The sequence below is a fragment of the Bradyrhizobium centrosematis genome (assembly GCF_045571495.1).
Taxonomy (GTDB): Bacteria; Pseudomonadota; Alphaproteobacteria; order Rhizobiales; family Xanthobacteraceae; genus Bradyrhizobium; species Bradyrhizobium centrosematis.
In genome coordinates, this window is record NZ_CP120703.1 from 6678759 (window position 1) to 6695617 (window position 16859).

A 16859-nucleotide genomic window follows, 5' to 3' on the forward strand; every position below is an offset into this window, starting at 1 on the left:
CCAACCCCGATTCCGCCGCACGCTAGCGGCCGATCGTCCCTAGCTCAACCCGTTCGGAGGTAGCGTCATTGCAACCCCGTAGCCATGAACGCCGCCAGCGCATCGTGCGCTGCCGCGGGCAGGGTCAGACCGAGCTTGGAGCGGCGCCACAGGATGTCATCCGGAAAGCGTGCCCATTCGTGGGTCATGAGATAGCGCACCTCGGCGGCGGTCAGCTCAGGGCCGAAGGCGAGACCGAGCTCGCCGCGGGTCTTGGCTTCGCCCAGCACCGCCGATAGCCGCGAGCCGTAGGCCGCAACCAGGCGCAGAGCCTCCGGCTCCGACAGAAAGCGCCAGCGGTCGCGCGCAAGGTCAACCTCGGTATCGAAGCGGTCCCACGCGAAATCCCCGCCGGGCAGCGCGGCGGCGGCGGTCCAGGGCGGCGACATCGGATAGAACGGCGTCAGCTTGGTCACCGCCCGCTCGGCGCGAAGACGCGAGGTGGTAACGTCGCCGCCGAACATCGTGATCAACGGCGCCTTGCGCCGGCGGGCATGGAACAGCGTCGTTCCGTCGCGCCCTCGTGCGGACGCCAGCGTCAGGTTGACGCCGGAGACCGTCCGGACCACGTCGGTCGGCGCAATGCGCTCGCGGAAATAGCGGCTGGCGGCGTCGCAGAGATAGCTGACGTCGGCCCCTCGCATCGCCACGATCGCGGGATCTCCGGTGAAAGCATGCGTGACCGTGCCGATTAACGTGAACTCGCGCTCGAACGGCCGGGCGAAAATTAGCCGTCCATCATGGCTCTGGAAGACGTAGACGTTCTCGGAATCGAACAGCCTGGGCACGATGATCTGGCTCATCTGCGTGGCCGCCATCGCAGGCTGCGGTTGCCGCAGCACGGTGTCGGCGACCATCGATGTCCAGCCTCCGGTCGCGTTGGCGAGCGCTCGGGCCGTGATGGTGCGGCGATGGCCGCGATCGACCACCGCGAGCCGCCAGATGTCGGTTCGATCGGCGCGGACGCAACGCGCCCCGGTGCGGATCGCCGCGCCGCGCTCGGACGCATCCAGCGCCGTTAGAACCACCAGGCGGGAATCGTCGACCACGCAGTCCCAATATTCGAAGGCCGTGCCGAACGGGCGCTTCAGTGCGTCGCCGACCGGATGATGCGTGATGTCGAGGGTCACTGAGGGCGGCAAGCCGCCCCGGTTCGTCAGGCGATCATAGACATACAGAGCGGCCCGCAGCACCCAGGGCGGACGCTCTTCGGCGTGCGCGGGGATCACGAAGCGCATCGGCCGGACCAGATGCGGCGCGATCCGAAGCCAGATCCGGCGCTCGGCCAGAGCCCTGCGCACCCGCCGGAACCCTCGCCGCTCCAGCACCGACAGATCGCCGTGGATCAGCCGCGGTGTTGCCGAGGACGCCGCAGCGGCGAGATCGCCCTGCTCAAACAGGATGACCCGCAGACCGCGGCCGGCCGCATCGCGCGCGAGGCTGACACCGTTCAAGCCGCCGCCGATGATCGCAAGGTCGTAATCCGCCATGAGCCGTCGAGAAGGAGCGAAGCGCCCCATCATCACTAAAGCGATTTCCGCTCCGATGAAATCGGAACGGAGCTTTGGATTTGGCTTCTGACGGGTTTTCTTGACGCGAAACGGGAATTCGCTTCGCTTGAACGCGCTCTCGCTAGCCGGTCTTGAGCGCAAGCTCCATCATTTCGGCGCGGCCGACGAGACCGGCATATTTTCCGATCGGCAGCGGCTTGCCGAGCAGATAGCCCTGCACGCCGTCGCAGCCTTCCTTGGCGAGGAAGGCGAGCTGCTCGACCGTCTCGACGCCCTCGGCGATGATCGACATGTCCAGGCCATGGCCGAGATCGATCACCGCGCGGACGATCGCAGCCGATTGCGGGTTGCGGCCGAGATTGATGATGAAGGCGCGGTCGATCTTGATCTTGTCGAATGGGAACGCCTGGAGGTAGCTGAGCGAGGAGTAACCGCTGCCGAAATCGTCCATGGAGATGCGCACGCCGAGCGCCTTGAGACGGCGCAGCAGCGCAAGACCCCGATCGAAATCTTCGATCAGCACGCCCTCGGTGATTTCCAGCTCGAGCCGGCCGGGTGGAAGGCCGGTCTCGATCAGGATCGAATGGACGAGACCAACCACGTCGCCATGCATGAACTGCGCCGGCGACAGATTGACCGCGACCTGGAGCGGCTTCGGCCAGGACGCCGCCTCGCGGCAGGCTTCGCGCAGGATCCACTCGCCCATCTCCACGATCAGGCCGCTCTCCTCGGCGATCGGGATGAATTCGGCCGGCGAGACCTGGCCGCGCACCGGATGCTGCCAGCGTGCCAGCGCCTCGAAACCGATGATCTCGGTCTCGGCGACGCTGTGACCCGCGGCTCCCTGCGGCTGGAAGGCCAGCGAGAGCTCGCCATTCTTGATCGCCATCGACAGGTCCTGGTGCAGCACGCGGCGATCACGGATCTGCTGATCCATCTCCGGCTGGTACAGGCTGATCGTGCCGCGAGACTTCTGCTTGGCGCGGAACAGCGCCGCACCGGCATTGGCGAGCAGCGAGGCACCGTCGGCGCCGTTGTGCGGGAAGATTGCCATGCCCGTGGTGGCGCCGGCGCGCACCGACCGGCCGTCGATCTGGAACTCCTTCGCTACGGCCTCGCCGAGCTGCTGCGCCAGCGCAAGGCCCGCGTCCGGCTGCTTGCCGTCGATGATGAGACCGAATTCGTCGCCGGACAGGCGCGCCACGACGCCGCCGCGGGCGGAATCCTGCAGACGCTGGGCCACTTCGATCAGGAGCTTGTCGCCGAGCGCGTGGCCGAAGACGTCGTTGACCTCCTTGAGGCCGTCGAGGTCGACGCAGAGGACGGCGAACTCCTCGCCGGTGCCTTCGCAGGCCTCGATCATCTGGGTCAATGCCTGAAGGAAGGCGGCGCGGTTCGGCAAATCGGTGAGGCCATCATGATAGGCCATGTGCGCCATGCGCGATTCGGTCTGCCGGCGGTCGGTGACGTCCTCGTGGGTCTTGATCAGATATTGCGGCTCGCCGGCTTCGCCGAGCACGGTGGCGCGGCGGGTCAGGAACAGCCGCAAGCCGTCCTTGGTGGAGATCGGATGCTCCTCGGTGATCATCCCGCGTTTCTTGATCGCGGCCTCGTCGCGCGCGATGATCAGCTTGGCTTCCTTGGGGTTGAAGATGTCGGCGGCGGTCAGGCCCGTGGCTTCCTCGCGCCGACGGTTGAGGATCGTCTCTGCGCTGCGATTTGCGAGCAGATAGCGGCCGTCTTTGACCTGCTCGACGATCAGCGCCACTGGGATGTTGTCGACCACCAGCTCGAGGAACTTCTTGGCACTCTCCAGCTCCTTCGACAGCGAGCGGCGGTCGGTGATGTCCTCAAACACGAGCATCAGAAATTCGGGCTTGTTGCTCTCGTCCCGGACTACGATGCGGATCGAGGCGACCATGCGGCGCTCGCCGCCGCGGTCGACCTCGAATTCGTTGCGGAACTGGCCGTCCGGCGAATTGAGCGCCGCCTGGTCGGTCGCCTCGATGCTGGCCGCGGAGACGGGCGCGAACAGCTCGCGCGCATTCTTGCCGACGACCTGGTCACGCGAGAAGCCCCAGAACCGCTCATAGGCGCTGTTGGCGAAGATATAGCGGCCATTCTCGATGTTCTTCGCGGCCACGCAGGCCGGGACGTTGTCCAGCACCGTTTCAAGGAACTGCTTGGTCGAGGCGAGCTGTCGCGACAGTCGGCGCTGCTCGCTGAGGTCGAGATGCGTCGCGACCGAGCCGCCGTTCGGCAGCACGAAATATTTCACCAGGATGGCCCGCCCGTCCGGCAGCTCGGTAATCAGGCCATTGCTGCTAGCCGCCTTCTCGTAGAACTCATCGTCTGAAGCGACGCCGAGCACCCCGCGCTTGCGGCGCAGCTCGAGGAGCTCATCTCCGCTCATGTTGGTCCAGAGGTCCGAGCGCGTCAGGCCGTAGATCTCGAGATAGCGATCGTTGCAGAAGATGATGCGGCGCTGCACATCCGTCATCACCACGCCCTGGTTGAGATTGTTCATGGCGGAGGAGATGAAGGCATTGCGCCGCAGCTGCAGGCGCCTGGTCCGGCGCAGCGAGGAATGGATCCACAGCGCAACCGCGGCGAGGAAGGCGCAGACGACGATGCCCGCGATCAGGGCCTCCCAGACCACGACGGGGTCGAGCTGGCCGAGATAGCTCGGCGGGGCGAAGCCGTCCGGCAGCGCAAAGGCTCGCGCGGGCGCAACCGTGCCGGCCAGGCACACAACGGCCTGCACAGCAATCGGAAGCGTGCTGCCCTCGTGCCAGTTCTTCTCAGCCATCAGCCACCCGCGATCTCAACGTCGGATTGTCTGGCTTCACGGGTTTGGATCGGGTAAACGCCTGTACGCGCAACAGAAAAATGTGACGTAAAATACGGCAATTGCCCTGACATGATAAATTCTTCCTTAACGGAAAACGGCCCCGAGCCATTCGTTCCAGGCCTGGCGCCACCGGCGCATCCAGCGGAGATCCTGCACGACAATGGATAGGGTCGATTGCGTCGTCATCGGAGCCGGCGTGGTCGGGCTCGCGGTGGCCCGAAAGCTTGCGCAGGCCGGGCGCGAGGTCATCGTGCTCGAGGAGGCCGAGGCGATCGGCACCGTCACCTCCTCGCGCAACAGTGAGGTGATCCATGCCGGCATCTACTATCGCGCCGGGAGCTGGATGGCGCGCATGTGCGTCGACGGCAAGCACGCGCTCTACCGCTATTGTGCCGAGCGCGGCATCCCGCACAAGAATTGCGGCAAGCTGATCGTCGCGACCAGCCCGCAGGAGACCGCGAAGCTGCAGTCCATCAAGGCCCATGCCGAGGCCAATGGCGTGCTCGACATGCAGCTGCTCACGGGCGAGGCGGCACGCGCGCTGGAGCCGGCGCTGGCCTGCGATGCCGCCCTGCTGTCGCCGTCAACGGGCATCATCGACAGTCACGCCTACATGCTGTCGCTGCGCGGTGAAGCCGAGGAGGCCGGCACGGCCTTCGCGTTTCACACCCCGCTGATCCGTGCCAAGGCGAGTGGTGGCATCATCGAGATCGAGGCGGGCGGCGAGGCACCGATGACGCTGCAATGCAGCCTGCTCGTCAACGCCGCCGGACTCTCGGCGACGACGGTGGCGCGCAACATCGACGGCATGCCGCTGGAGCGAATTCCGCCGGCCTATCTGGCCAAGGGAAATTACTTCAGCTGCAATGCCAAGGCACCGTTCTCGCGGCTGATCTATCCAGTGCCGGAGCCCGGCGGTTTGGGGGTGCATCTGACGCTGGACATGGCTGGTCAGGCGCGCTTCGGGCCCGACGTCGAATGGATCGAGACGATCAATTACGAGGTCGATCCGTCCCGCGCTGAGCGCTTCTACCCGGCGATCCGCAAATATTGGCCGACGCTGCCCGACGGCGCGTTGATGCCGAGCTATTCGGGGATCCGGCCGAAGATCGTACCACCCGCGGTGGCGACGCAGGACTTCTTGATGCAGGGCCCGCGCGATCACGGCGTCGCAGGCTTGGTCAATCTGTTCGGCATCGAATCGCCGGGACTGACGTCGTCACTCGCGATTGCAGACCACGTCGCCGAGCTCGCAGACGTCTAGAGCGTCTTCGAGCGCGATGGAGCTGGGTCGCGCTAAGAGGCGCATACAAGCAAGAACGACGCGCCGCGCAGACATCTCTGCACGGCGCGCACCCTGCAGCAGGGATGAGTGCAAAGACTCTCACCCCTGCGTGATAAGGGTACGATCAACTCTACGCTGTTATGGGGGTCACTAGTGGAGCGTGTCGCCGTGCTTCAGACGCTCGATCTGGTCCTTGACCATCAACTTCCGGCGCTTCAACTCAACAATTTGCAGGTCGTCTGTTGAAAGGTGCACGAGAGCTTCGTGCAATTCGTTTTCGAGAAGTTTGTGTTTCCGCTCCAATTCAACGAGATGTGCCTGAATTGTCATTCGAAACCTCCTCGGTAGGGTTGAACCTTAGGATTCGATCCGGACAAGGAAGTCTACATCACCGATTCGTTCTGTCGATGGGTATCCGTCGTCGCAGCTTCATTTTTGAAAATTCATATGTAACGAAGCGTGAGTAAAGGAACCGCGCGGGAAAAATCCGTGATATCAATACACTTGCGCGGCACCTCGGTGCCCCGCAGAAATATGTTGCTGGAGATCAGCGAAGAGGGATCGCAGATCGCTTGCGATCACGCCACGCAAGGACGATAATTTCCACAGGGCATCCACAGCCTTAAGTCTCACGCCTATCGGTTTTCGGCCACCGCAGACATGACCAATGAAGATGAGCGTGAGCTCGAAGCCGAGCTCACCCGGTTGCAGCAGGAACACCGAGATCTCGACGCGGCGATCGATGCACTGCATCAATCGCCCGCCCCCGACCTGTTGCGGTTGCAGCGGTTGAAGAAACGCAAGCTGTTGTTGCGTGACCGCATCGCGTTCATCGAAGACCAGATCACCCCGGACATCATCGCCTGATCCGTGAGCCGGTTTGTCCGCTGGCTCGCCGCATGAATCCGCTTGACTCAAAAAGAACAAAAGAGGAACATTTGAACACCCCAGGAAACGACCAAGGACAATCGAAGGACACCCCAGATGTCGGCACCGGCCCTTTTCGACAACAGCCATTATGAACAGGCCTGCGACCAGGCCATCGCGATGTGCGACGGCAATCTGCGGAGCACTATCAAGGCGCTGATCATGGCCAACGAATATCTGGAAGCCGAACTGGAGGAATTGCAGGCGGCGATTTCCGCCGGCTGCATCCCGGACTCCCCACGCAGCGGAATGCGAAGCAAGAGCAGCGCCGCCTGACTTCAAAACCGGAGCAACGCCATGTCGGATGTGACCTACTACGTTGCAATGCCCTTTCTGATCGATGCCGACGGCTCGCCAGTCGCCGGCGCCGCCGAGGAGTGCCAGAGTTCCACAGCGGCGTTACGGCGCGCCGAGATCTTGTCGCGCGGAGCCGGCAACATCGGCGCAGTGGCCTTCAGCCGCCGCGGCGATCCCATGACCGGGGAGTTCGGCGACGCCACGCTGCTGCGCAAGTTCGGCAACGTGCCGGAAGATCTCGCCACGCTGTAGCGTCGGTCAGCTGCCAACCAGCCTGATCCGCGGCTCGTGCCGCCGGTGTGCCTTGCGCACATACATCGCAGCATCGGCTTCCTCCAGGGCGCGGCCCGCATCGGAATGCGCTCCCAATAGCGCGACACCGGCGGAGGCGCCCGCGGTCACGTGCTGGCCGCGAAAGATGAAGGACAATTCATCGATCGCCTGCTCGAAGGCCGCCGCCTTGGCCTTGGCGTCGGTCTCGCTGAGATTCCAGAGCAGCAGCGCGAACTCGTCGCCGCCGAGCCGGCCGACCACGTCGGAGGCGCGGACCTGCCGCGTCAGCGTGGCGGCAATCGCCTTGAGCACCTCGTCACCGGCGGCGTGGCCGAAGGAATCGTTGATCGGCTTCAAGCGGTCGACGTCGAGCACGATCAGCGCCCCACTGGCACGGTAGCGCTTCATGTAGGCGATGGCGCGCGCGAGCTCGCGCTTGAAGCCGCGCCGGTTCGGAATCTCGAGCAGGAAATCGGTATCGGCCGCCGCTTCCAGCTCCGCGACCCGGCGCTGCGCCTTCTTGAGCTTGATCCGCAAGCCCCGGATCGTCGCCTGGGCCGTTTCCCTGGCTCCATCATCGCCCGGGGAACCGCGCCGCGGAGGCCGCTTCGCCGGAGGCTTGGCCGGCTGCCCGGGGGCGGCTTTGGATCGGCGGGCGCTGGTCTTTCGGCCCTTTTTGGCCTTCGCAGCGCTCGCCCTTTTTGGTTTCTTCATGGGCATCCTGCTCAATGAAGGCTTGCGGGGATTCACCAAGACAGGATAGTGGATTCCCTTCTCCTTGCCACCGCCTTGCGAGCCGCCGGCCGGAACCGTTAATCTGGCCTATCCTTCTGTTTTTCGGGCACAATTAACGTCATGACCGCGCCGATCGCCATCATCATGGGAAGCCAGTCGGACTGGGACACGATGCGGCATGCCGCCGATACGCTTGCTGCGCTCGGCGTGGCCGCCGACACCCGCATCGTTTCGGCCCACCGCACGCCCGACCGGCTGTTTGCATTCGCCAAGGGCGCCAAGGCTGCGGGGTACAAGGTCATCATCGCAGGCGCCGGAGGCGCTGCACATCTGCCCGGCATGGCGGCTGCACTGACCGAGCTTCCGGTGTTCGGAGTTCCCGTCGAATCCAAGAGCCTCAAGGGCCTCGATTCGCTCTATTCGATCGTCCAGATGCCTGCCGGCATCCCGGTCGGCACTCTCGCCATCGGCAAGGCCGGAGCCACCAACGCCGCGCTGCTGGCAGCGTCCGTGCTGGCATTGTCCGACCCGGCCTTGTCCGATCGTCTCGCCGCCTGGCGCAAGGAGCAGACCGAGGCGGTCGCCGAGCGCCCGGAGGACAAGGCGTGACCGACACCAGGCACGTGAAGCTGAAGCCCGGTGACACCATCGGAATCCTCGGCGGCGGACAATTGGGCCGGATGCTGGCCATGGCTGCGGCGCGGCTCGGCCTGCGCTGCCAGGTGTTCTCGCCCGATCCGGACTCGCCGGCCTTCGACGTCGTCTTGAACGCGACCTGCGCCGAATATGCCGATGTCGAAGCGCTCGAACTGTTCGCCAACGACGTCGACGTCATCACCTACGAATTCGAGAACGTGCCCGCTGCGGCCGCGATGGTGCTCGATGCGCGCCGACCGGTGCTGCCCAACCGAAAGATTCTCGAGACCACCCAAGACCGTCTCGCCGAGAAGGATTTCGTGACCCGGCTCGGCATCGGCACCGCGGCCTATGCCGACGTCACCTCCGTCTCTTCATTGCGCGAGGCGATTGCCAGGATCGGCCTTCCGGCCGTGCTCAAGACCCGCCGCTTCGGCTACGACGGCAAAGGTCAGGCCATCATCCGCGAGGGCGACGACATCGCGAAGGCGTGGACCAGCCTCGCCACCAAGTCGGCGATCCTGGAAGCCTTTGTGCCGTACGAGCGCGAGATCTCCGTGATCGCCGCGCGCTCCGCCACAGGCGAGGTCGAGTGTTTCGATGTCACCGAGAACGAGCACCGCGACCACATCCTGAAGATCTCGCGCGCGCCCGCACCGATCCCGGACGCCCTCGCCGAAGAAGCGCGCAGCATCGCCGGCAAGATCGCGAGCGCGCTCGACTATGTCGGTGTGCTCGCCGTCGAGATGTTCGTGCTCGCCAATGGCGCCGGACCGAAGGTGCTGGTCAACGAGATCGCACCACGCGTGCACAATTCCGGACATTGGACGCTGGACGGCGCCTCGGTCTCGCAGTTCGAGCAGCACATCCGCGCCATTGCCGGCTGGCCGCTCGGCAAGCCGGTGCGCCACGGCGAGGTCGTCACCATGACCAATCTGATCGGCGACGAGATCAACGACTACGAGAAATGGCTGGGTGTGCCGGGCGCGACCGTGCACATCTACGGCAAGGGGGCACCGCGCCCCGGCCGCAAGATGGGTCACGTCACCGAGGTCAGGCCATCGAAAGGCAAGTGACGGGGCCGCAGCGACCGCTGCGATCCCCGCTTGGCGATTACGCCGTCTTCACGCCCGCGACGACGCCTGCGGGCTCCTCGCTCAGCCAGCGATAGATCACCCCGCCCAGCGCGCCGCCGATCAGCGGTGCGACCCAGAACAGCCAGAGCTGCGCCGTCGCCCAGCCGCCGACGAACAGCGCGGGGCCCGTGCTGCGCGCCGGGTTCACCGAGGTGTTGGTGACGGGGATGCTGACGAGATGGATCATCACCAGCGCAAGCCCGATCGCGAGCGGTGCGAATCCTGCGGGCGCGCGGCCATGGGTGGCGCCCATGATGATGAACAGGAACATCATGGTCATCACCACCTCGGTGAGGAAGCATACGATCATGCTGTACTGGCCGGGCGAATGCGCATCATAGCCGTTGGATGCGAAGCCCTTGCCGACGTCGAATCCGGGGGCCCCGCTCGCGATCACATAGAGCAGCCATGCGGCCACGATCGCGCCAAGCACCTGGGCGATCACATAGGGCAGGATCTGGCCCGCCGGGAATCGCCCGCCGGCGGCGAGACCGACGGTGACGGCCGGATTGAGGTGGCAGCCGGAGATATGGCCGATCGCATAGGCCATGGTGACCACGCTCAGTCCAAAGGCCAGGGAGACGCCCACCAAGCCGATGCCGACCTGGGGGAAGCCCGCCGCGATCACCGCACTCCCGCAACCTGCGAATGTGAGCCAAAAGGTACCGATGGCTTCGGCAGCATATTTTTTCATGTCCATTGTCGTCCCCTACTTTCAAAGATTCCGGAACAAAGCTCCGGAAACGGCCCCACCCTTGGCCTCAAATCTCCCAAATCAGGGCCGCACGGAGATATTTTGCCTTATTTAATGGCTGAACTTGGCCCGAATCCCCGCTTGGCCGGTGGACATCCCGGGTTTTGTCTGATACATCCGCGCGCTCAAGGTTAAGGGCTTGCGCGTTTCGCCATCCCCTTCGTCTTACCAGAATTCAAATCCGATCCACTGAAGAGGATGCCGCGTGCAGGTTCTCGTTCGCGATAACAATGTCGATCAAGCCCTCAAGGCGCTGAAGAAGAAGATGCAGCGCGAGGGGATTTTCCGCGAGATGAAGCTCCGCGGTCACTACGAAAAGCCCTCCGAGAAGAAGGCCCGCGAAAAGGCCGAAGCCGTGCGCCGCGCGCGCAAGCTGGCCCGCAAGAAGCTGCAGCGTGAGGGCCTGCTGCCGATGAAGCCGAAGCCGGTGTTCGGCGCAGGTCCCGGCGGTGATCGCGGCGGTCGTGGCGGCCCGGGTGCAGGTCCGCGCGGACCGCGCTGATCTTACCGGATCTTGCAAGTTCTTCAGTTTCCGATGACGCGGGCCAGTGGCCCGCGTTATTGTTTGTGAGCGGTGCCTTCTGAGATGGGGCGCTCCCGATGCGGCGCTGCAGCTGCGATGACACTAGGACGAACGATCATCGCGCTTTAGTTTGCTCGGGCACGATCTCCGCGCAAATGCGTTCGGCGTTTGTCGCGAGGTAAAGCCGCTTCACACTGTTCCGGATCAGGCTCTAGCGCGAGCGAACCGCAGATGGCCTCCCCTTTCCCCCAGCGCGGCTTGGCACGGCTACGCCAGATCTGGCAGCGGCCGTTCGCGCTGGCTTTGATGGGGATCGCGCTCGGCGGCTGCTCCTTCGATCTGGGATCATTGACGCCGGAGAAGGACAAGCCGCAGGAAGCCCCCAAGGCCGCCGCGCCCGCTGAGAGCGCGGTCAGCGCGGGCAATGTCGCCGAGGCCCAGGCTCACACCGCAAAGGCCCAATCGCTGGCGAAATCGGGCGAGACCGCAGCAGCGCTCGATGAGTTCAATCGGGCGGTCGGGCTCGACCCCTACAACGCGCAGGCGCTCTACGGTCGCGCCCTGATCTACCAGGCCAATAACCAGCACGATTTCGCGATCGCCGATTTCAGCGCCGCGAGCGGGCTCAACCCGCAGAAGGTCGAGCCGCTGCTCGGCCGCGCCACCAGCTATCTCGCGCTCGGCAAGGTCAAGGAAGCCGCAGCCGATCTGGATGAGGCCTCCGAGGCCGACCCGCACAACGCCCAGGTCTGGACCGCGCGCGGACAGGCCTACGAACGGCTGGGCGACAAGGCCAAGGCGGCGGCGTCCTACACCAGGGCTGTCTCGCTGCGTCCGCGCGACGACACCGCGCGCAGCGGCCTCGCCCGCGTCGGCGGCTGACGGTTCGGGCGCAGCGCACGCGCGGTCTTAGTCGGGGGTGGCGCTCTTCGGCAGAACGGAGTGGAACATCGACTTCATGCCCGACAGCATCTCGTCGGCGACATTGGTCTTCCTCGGCCGCGGCATGGAGGCGCCGGCGTCAGCGCGCAGATCAAGCGGCGGCGCAATCACCGGCACGGGAATGTCAGCCGGCGGCGTGATCCGATTCGGGTCGTCATTGCCGAGCGAGGCTGTGTAGGCCGGATTGGCCGACGAGGAGCCGTCATTGCCATAGGCCTCAGTCGGGGGCGTCGATACCGTGATCGGCGGCGGCAACGGACGGACGGCGGTCGGCTCCGCATTGACAACCCGCGGGGCTTCCGGCGTGCGGACAGCTTCGCGCACCGCGGGCTCCGCCGGCCTCTCGGCTGACCTGGTCTCGGACGGCCGAACCTCGGCCGCCTTGGTTTCGGAAGAGCGGGCCTCGGCGGACTTGCCCTCAGGCGTCTTGCGCAGACGCTCGATCGCGGCACGCACGAGATCGTTGGCATCGGGAGCCGCGGCCGGCGCAGAATTGGCCTCTGCCACCGGAGAAGCGGGAGCGGGTGCACCGGAGGCCGGACTGGACTTGGCGACCGTCTTCTCGCGCGCCGTCGGCTTGCCGCGGGGGCCAGCCTCGGTCGGGGTCACATCCGCCGCCTTGTGCTCGGGAGCCGGCTGATCGGCGGTCTTCTCGGCGGCCGGCTTGTCCGTTACACTCTTCTCGGAAATGCCCTTGGCCTTGACGCCGGGGCCCGGGAGATTGGCGACATCGGCGGGCTTGGCGTTCTTGCCGGCCTCGGCAGGCGCCACGACGGCCGCAGGGGCATCAACCGCCGGCTTGGCGTTGATGTAGTGGTTAACGATGTAAGCCCCGATGATCGTCGCGAGCACCGAGGGGAAAATATCCATCGAAATTTTAGCGAGGTATTTCAGCATTCCGGCCACTCCCCGCGCGATCTGATGCGGGAACTTTGGGGCATTGTAAGGGATCAACTGCGACGGATCGATGGCAAGTGGTAAGGTCGGATTTAGGGCTTTAGCTCGATCTCAAGGAACACGATCTCGGTTGAGGTTTCGTTAAGTACGTCATGCTGGACGCCGGCCTTGCGGAAATAGGATTTGCCGGCCGCCAGCTGGGCCTTGGACCGTTCACCGCCGGGGGCCACGATGGTCATTTCCCCCGCCACGACGGGAACAATGACGTAGTCCATGCCATGGGTGTGATGTCCGGTGGCTCCGCCGGGCGGAAGGCGCCACTCCGTCACCCGGACCTCCTCGTTGTCGACCTGAACCTCGGACTTGGCAGCAAGCATCGGAAACTCCCCCTACGGCATGATCCGACCCTGCAGGGCCGCCTTGGCGCAGAGCGCTCGGGCGGCCTTCTGGAGCGATCACGCCCAAGCCGTGACCTAACGCGATTGCGCTTTAGGGCACGAAAACCATGAACACGTAGACGGCAAATACCACCATATGGACCAGCCCGAACAGGACGTTTGTTCTGCCCGTGCCGAAGGTCAGCATGCTCAGGAAGAAGGTCAGGAGCAAGAGCACGCTGCCCTGGGCGCTGAGGCCAAGCTCGAGCTCCTTGTCGAGCGCGTAGGTGGCAATGCCGACGGCCGGGATCGTCAGCCCGATCGTGGCCAATGACGAGCCGAGCGCGAGGTTGATGCTCTTCTGGAGGTCGTTCTTGCGGGCCGCAGCAACGGCCGCGACACCTTCCGGCATCAGGATCAGGAGCGCGACCAAAAGGCCGGCAAAGGCCGGCGGCGCCCCGATCTTGGCCGCAACGGCATCGACCACCAGCGAGAACTTCTTCGCAAGCAGCACCACCGCCAGGAGCGCAATCAGCAGCAGCACGACGCTGAGCGCGAACATCCTGCCGGACAGATGCGCCCCGCCGCTCCCCCCGTCCGCCCGTTCGTGGACGAAGTAATCCTTGTGCAGGACGGTCTGGGTGTAGAGGAACACCCCGTACAATGCGAGTGTGACCACGTCGACGAAACCGAGCTGAGCGGCCGAATAGACCGGCCCCGGTGTGCTGGTCGTATAGTTCGGCATGATCAGCGTGATGGTCGCGAGCGCAAACAGGACGCTGAGATAGACGTTGGCGCCGGAGAGCTGAAAACCCTGCTCGCGATAGCGTAGGCCGCCGATGAAGATGCAAAGTCCGACAAGGCCATTGCAGACGATCATGACCACGGCGAACACCGTGTCGCGCGCCAGTTCCGGCGCGGGCTTGTCACCGAGCATGATCGTGGTGATCAGCGCCACCTCGATGATGGTCACCGAGAGCGTCAGCACCAGCGTGCCATAGGGTTCGCCGACCCGTTCGGCGATCACTTCGGCATGATGGACCGCAGCGAACACCGTGCCGAACAGGATGACGAGCAGGACGGCCGCGAAGACGAGCCCGCTCAGCGAGAGCGTGAACACATAGTCCGTCGCGCCGACGGCTGCGAACAACAGCACGGCCAGCGCCGGAAAGATCCAGGCCGACCGGGGCATCTGGTCATGCGTGCTCATCCACCGGCTCCATTTGCTGGATGAGCAGTATCAAATCAGACGCGAGATTCAATGCCAGCGCAGGATCGGCGCGACGGGCAGCAACGTCAGCAGCAGGAACAGCGGGATCAGCACGGCACCGGCCCGCAGGAGATAGCCGAAGAAGCTCGGCATCTCGATGCCGTTCTCGCTGGCGATGCTGCTCACCATGAAGTTCGGCGCGTTGCCGATATAGGTGAGCGCCCCCATATAGACCGCGCCCATCGAGATCGATGCGAGCGTGCCCGAGAGCTGATGCATCAGCACTTGCGGGTCGCCGCCGGCGAGCTCGAAGAACAACAGATAGGTCGGCGCATTGTCGAGGAATGCCGACATCAGTCCCGTGAACCAGAAATAGGCGACCTCGCGCGGCGCGCCGTCCGGCCCCGTCACGGCCGACAACAGCCAAGCGAAGGCGCCGTCGTGGCCGGCATTGAGCATGGCAATGACCGGGATGATGGCGACGAAGATGCCCGCGAACAGTTTTGCCACCTCGCGGATCGGCTCCCAGGTGAAGCCGTTGGCCTGCCTGTGCTCGTCCGGCGTCAGCCACACCGACAGCGCCGCGATGGCCAGCAGCACCAGATTGCGCGCGAGATCCTCCAGCTCGAGCTTCGTCCCGAGAAGGTCGAAGGCAACGCCGGGCTTCCACATCGCCGACATCAGGAGGCTGGCGACGATGGCCGCGATCAGCACCAGGTTGACGAGGCCGCGGATGCGAACCGGCTGCCCGGGAACGGCGTCGCCCGGCGGCGGCTCGCTGCGGAAACGCCAGACGTCGATGACCGCGAAGATCGCGAGCAGCAGCCCGGCCACGATCGCGGTCTGCAACCAGATGGTCCGCGTGGTCCAGAAGAAGTCGACCCCGTGCAGGAAGCCGACGAACAGCGGGGGATCGCCGAGCGGGGTCAATGCGCCGCCGACATTGGCAACCAGAATGATGAAGAAGATGACGACATGGGCGTTGTGGCGCCTCGGCCGGTTGGCGCGGATCAGCGGACGGATCAGGATCATCGCCGCACCCGTGGTGCCGACAATGCTCGCACCCAGCGTTCCGAGCGCGAGGATGCCGACATTGATCGCCGGCGTGGCCTTGATATCGCCGGTGATGAGAATGCCGCCGGCGACGACATAAAGCGAGAACAGCAGCACGATGAAACCGAGATATTCTGCGAGCAGGGCGTGCACGAGCGCGACCAGCGTCGCCATGGTGCCGGCGAAGATCACGATCGAGACGAGCGCCAGCAGCGACCAGACCGCGGCAATCTTGCCATAGTGATGATGCCAGATTTTCGGAAACAACAACGGTCCGAGCGCGATCGACAGCAGCAGACCGGCAAAGGGCAGCGCATAGGGCCAGCGCATCGCCGCGCCATCGAGCCCGGTTGCGGCCCATGCCTGCTGCGGCAGCAGGGTGAGAATGGCGGCGAGGGATACGCCCCGGAGCCGGGTGGCGAGTGGGTTATTGTTCAATGAAGCGCCTTGCCGTTTCGATCGCACCGAAACTATCGAGATTGTCATGTCCGCCGCCCGCAAAGCGAACGAACTGCTTCGGTTCATGCGCGCGCGCGAACAGACGCTCTCCGAACACGATCGAAATCGCAAGGTCAATGGTGCCATGCATGACCAACAGCGGCACCGTGACGCGTCCGATGCGCCGGTCGGAGCGAAATGGATCGCGCATCAGCAGGCGCACCGGAACGAACCAGAACGAGGAAGCTGCAACATCGACCGTCGATGTATAGGGGGCTTCCAGGATGAGCTTTCCAACTCGATGCTCCGAGGCAAGCGCGACCGCCACGCCTGTCCCCAGCGAAAAGCCCCAGGCGACGATTCGTTCCGCTTCATAGCGCGCAGTGGTGAAGGCATAGGCGGCTGCGGCATCGCGCAGCAGGCCCTGTTCGCTCGGCGCCCCGCTCGAGCCGGCATAGCCGCGTAGGACAGCGCGATGAGGCCGGTACCGTCGGCCGTCATCGCCTTGAAGCGATCGATGCGGCCGGCGAGAAAATCGCCGTTGCCTGGGAAGTACAGGATCACCGGACGGCCGGGCTTGGCCGGGACGTGCCAGACGATGATTTTTTCGCCGTCGGACGTGGTCAGGACATGCTCTTCCGCCTCGGGATAATTCGCCGCATCAGGGGAAGTCCGCGCGGCTGTCGGGATGGGAAACAGCATCTCGCGCTGGCGGACGTACAGAACGACGAGCGCGGCAAGATAGACGGTCACGAGCAGGATGACTGTCCATTTGGCGATGGTGATCATTGCGCGGCCTGCCCTGGATCCTCTCTCAGGGCTTGGGGCGGCTCCGCAGCAATTTGATGACATCGGACCGAAGGCTTGCCGGTACCTCGCGACAGCCGCATGCCGCCTTGTGGGCGGCATGCCATTGGATGCGCTGTTCGCGCGTCGCCTTCACTGGCATGCGATGAGACCGGTGCCATTCCTTGT

The 16859-nt window shown here is 64.7% G+C and carries 17 protein-coding genes and 1 pseudogene; 8 read left to right on the forward strand and 10 right to left on the reverse strand.

The window, feature by feature from the left end:
* Positions 1–65: 65 nt before the first annotated feature.
* Together P6U31_RS31510 and P6U31_RS31515 are read right to left on the reverse strand one after the other, a co-directional pair.
* Complete coding sequence (locus P6U31_RS31510) at positions 66–1529, reverse strand: glycerol-3-phosphate dehydrogenase (RefSeq protein WP_407185542.1); 1464 nt, start codon at positions 1527–1529, stop codon at positions 66–68.
* A 142-nt stretch (positions 1530–1671) separates the two neighbouring features.
* On the reverse strand, positions 1672–4359 hold the full coding sequence (locus P6U31_RS31515) for an EAL domain-containing protein (protein WP_407185543.1): 2688 nt from the start codon (positions 4357–4359) through the stop codon (positions 1672–1674).
* A gap of 202 nt (positions 4360–4561) precedes the next feature.
* On the opposite strand from P6U31_RS31515, the gene P6U31_RS31520 reads away from it, so the two are divergent.
* Positions 4562–5665, forward strand: coding sequence for an NAD(P)/FAD-dependent oxidoreductase (locus tag P6U31_RS31520; protein WP_407185544.1), 1104 nt, complete (start codon positions 4562–4564; stop codon positions 5663–5665).
* 171 nt (positions 5666–5836) lie between these two features.
* On the opposite strand, the gene P6U31_RS31525 is transcribed toward P6U31_RS31520, so the two are convergent.
* Positions 5837–6016: a YdcH family protein gene (locus P6U31_RS31525; RefSeq protein ID WP_061880823.1), complete on the reverse strand. Its 180-nt coding sequence runs from the start codon at positions 6014–6016 to the stop codon at positions 5837–5839.
* A 330-nt stretch (positions 6017–6346) separates the two neighbouring features.
* Here P6U31_RS31525 and P6U31_RS31530 point away from each other — a divergent pair, with 330 nt between their 5' ends.
* The 3 genes from P6U31_RS31530 (at position 6347) to P6U31_RS31540 (ending at position 7162) form a co-directional block, all read left to right on the forward strand.
* The gene (locus P6U31_RS31530) at positions 6347–6553 is read left to right on the forward strand and encodes a YdcH family protein (RefSeq protein ID WP_008546179.1); all 207 of its coding nucleotides are present in this window, start codon (positions 6347–6349) and stop codon (positions 6551–6553) included.
* Positions 6554–6670: 117 nt separating this feature from the next.
* Complete coding sequence (locus P6U31_RS31535; protein WP_407185545.1) at positions 6671–6889, forward strand: hypothetical protein; 219 nt, start codon at positions 6671–6673, stop codon at positions 6887–6889.
* Positions 6890–6910: 21 nt separating this feature from the next.
* Positions 6911–7162, forward strand: coding sequence for a hypothetical protein (locus P6U31_RS31540; RefSeq protein WP_128927815.1), 252 nt, complete (start codon positions 6911–6913; stop codon positions 7160–7162).
* Between the two features lie 6 nt (positions 7163–7168).
* Here P6U31_RS31540 and P6U31_RS31545 read toward each other — a convergent pair whose 3' ends face one another.
* On the reverse strand, positions 7169–7897 hold the full coding sequence (locus tag P6U31_RS31545; RefSeq protein ID WP_407185546.1) for a GGDEF domain-containing protein: 729 nt from the start codon (positions 7895–7897) through the stop codon (positions 7169–7171).
* A 141-nt stretch (positions 7898–8038) separates the two neighbouring features.
* Between P6U31_RS31545 and purE the strand changes: the two genes are divergently transcribed.
* Together purE and P6U31_RS31555 are read left to right on the forward strand one after the other, a co-directional pair.
* On the forward strand, positions 8039–8527 hold the full coding sequence (purE, locus tag P6U31_RS31550) for a 5-(carboxyamino)imidazole ribonucleotide mutase (RefSeq protein ID WP_407185547.1): 489 nt from the start codon (positions 8039–8041) through the stop codon (positions 8525–8527).
* Positions 8524–9630 (forward strand): 5-(carboxyamino)imidazole ribonucleotide synthase, encoded by a 1107-nt coding sequence (locus P6U31_RS31555; RefSeq protein WP_407185548.1) that lies wholly within the window; start codon positions 8524–8526, stop codon positions 9628–9630. The genes purE and P6U31_RS31555 overlap by 4 nt, the downstream gene beginning before the upstream one ends.
* A gap of 37 nt (positions 9631–9667) precedes the next feature.
* Here P6U31_RS31555 and aqpZ read toward each other — a convergent pair whose 3' ends face one another.
* Positions 9668–10390, reverse strand: a complete 723-nt coding sequence (aqpZ, locus tag P6U31_RS31560; protein ID WP_407185549.1) for an aquaporin Z — start codon at positions 10388–10390, stop codon at positions 9668–9670.
* 259 nt (positions 10391–10649) lie between these two features.
* Here aqpZ and rpsU point away from each other — a divergent pair, with 259 nt between their 5' ends.
* The gene (rpsU, locus tag P6U31_RS31565; protein WP_008546194.1) at positions 10650–10946 is read left to right on the forward strand and encodes a 30S ribosomal protein S21; all 297 of its coding nucleotides are present in this window, start codon (positions 10650–10652) and stop codon (positions 10944–10946) included.
* Positions 10947–11198: 252 nt separating this feature from the next.
* Positions 11199–11849: a tetratricopeptide repeat protein gene (locus P6U31_RS31570; RefSeq protein WP_407185550.1), complete on the forward strand. Its 651-nt coding sequence runs from the start codon at positions 11199–11201 to the stop codon at positions 11847–11849.
* 27 nt (positions 11850–11876) lie between these two features.
* Here P6U31_RS31570 and P6U31_RS31575 read toward each other — a convergent pair whose 3' ends face one another.
* The 5 genes and pseudogenes from P6U31_RS31575 to P6U31_RS31595 form a co-directional block, all read right to left on the reverse strand.
* Complete coding sequence (locus P6U31_RS31575) at positions 11877–12806, reverse strand: hypothetical protein (protein ID WP_407185551.1); 930 nt, start codon at positions 12804–12806, stop codon at positions 11877–11879.
* A 92-nt stretch (positions 12807–12898) separates the two neighbouring features.
* A complete protein-coding gene (locus P6U31_RS31580) occupies positions 12899–13183 on the reverse strand; it encodes a cupin domain-containing protein (protein ID WP_091956448.1) in 285 nt (94 codons plus the stop codon).
* A gap of 112 nt (positions 13184–13295) precedes the next feature.
* Complete coding sequence (locus tag P6U31_RS31585) at positions 13296–14393, reverse strand: calcium:proton antiporter (protein WP_407185552.1); 1098 nt, start codon at positions 14391–14393, stop codon at positions 13296–13298.
* Positions 14394–14441: 48 nt separating this feature from the next.
* A complete protein-coding gene (locus P6U31_RS31590) occupies positions 14442–15776 on the reverse strand; it encodes a sodium:proton antiporter (protein WP_407190008.1) in 1335 nt (444 codons plus the stop codon).
* Positions 15777–15873: 97 nt separating this feature from the next.
* Positions 15874–16670 (reverse strand): annotated as a pseudogene (locus P6U31_RS31595) (alpha/beta hydrolase).
* Between the last annotated feature and the right edge of the window lie 189 nt (positions 16671–16859).

Excerpts from the sequence above, each read along its gene's own strand:
- P6U31_RS31570 (WP_407185550.1), top strand. The coding sequence starts at position 11,199 with ATGGCCTCCCCTTTCCCCCAGCGCGGCTTGGCACGGCTACGCCAGATC.
- P6U31_RS31525 (WP_061880823.1), bottom strand. The coding sequence starts at position 6,016 with ATGACAATTCAGGCACATCTCGTTGAATTGGAGCGGAAACACAAACTT.
- P6U31_RS31515 (WP_407185543.1), bottom strand. The coding sequence starts at position 4,359 with ATGGCTGAGAAGAACTGGCACGAGGGCAGCACGCTTCCGATTGCTGTG.
- P6U31_RS31545 (WP_407185546.1), bottom strand. The coding sequence starts at position 7,897 with ATGAAGAAACCAAAAAGGGCGAGCGCTGCGAAGGCCAAAAAGGGCCGA.
- P6U31_RS31590 (WP_407190008.1), bottom strand. The coding sequence starts at position 15,776 with ATGCGCTGGCCCTATGCGCTGCCCTTTGCCGGTCTGCTGCTGTCGATC.
- aqpZ (WP_407185549.1), bottom strand. The coding sequence starts at position 10,390 with ATGGACATGAAAAAATATGCTGCCGAAGCCATCGGTACCTTTTGGCTC.
- P6U31_RS31520 (WP_407185544.1), top strand. The coding sequence starts at position 4,562 with ATGGATAGGGTCGATTGCGTCGTCATCGGAGCCGGCGTGGTCGGGCTC.
- P6U31_RS31530 (WP_008546179.1), top strand. The coding sequence starts at position 6,347 with ATGACCAATGAAGATGAGCGTGAGCTCGAAGCCGAGCTCACCCGGTTG.
- purE (WP_407185547.1), top strand. The coding sequence starts at position 8,039 with ATGACCGCGCCGATCGCCATCATCATGGGAAGCCAGTCGGACTGGGAC.
- P6U31_RS31510 (WP_407185542.1), bottom strand. The coding sequence starts at position 1,529 with ATGGCGGATTACGACCTTGCGATCATCGGCGGCGGCTTGAACGGTGTC.
- P6U31_RS31585 (WP_407185552.1), bottom strand. The coding sequence starts at position 14,393 with ATGAGCACGCATGACCAGATGCCCCGGTCGGCCTGGATCTTTCCGGCG.
- P6U31_RS31575 (WP_407185551.1), bottom strand. The coding sequence starts at position 12,806 with ATGCTGAAATACCTCGCTAAAATTTCGATGGATATTTTCCCCTCGGTG.
- P6U31_RS31535 (WP_407185545.1), top strand. The coding sequence starts at position 6,671 with ATGTCGGCACCGGCCCTTTTCGACAACAGCCATTATGAACAGGCCTGC.
- P6U31_RS31580 (WP_091956448.1), bottom strand. The coding sequence starts at position 13,183 with ATGCTTGCTGCCAAGTCCGAGGTTCAGGTCGACAACGAGGAGGTCCGG.
- P6U31_RS31540 (WP_128927815.1), top strand. The coding sequence starts at position 6,911 with ATGTCGGATGTGACCTACTACGTTGCAATGCCCTTTCTGATCGATGCC.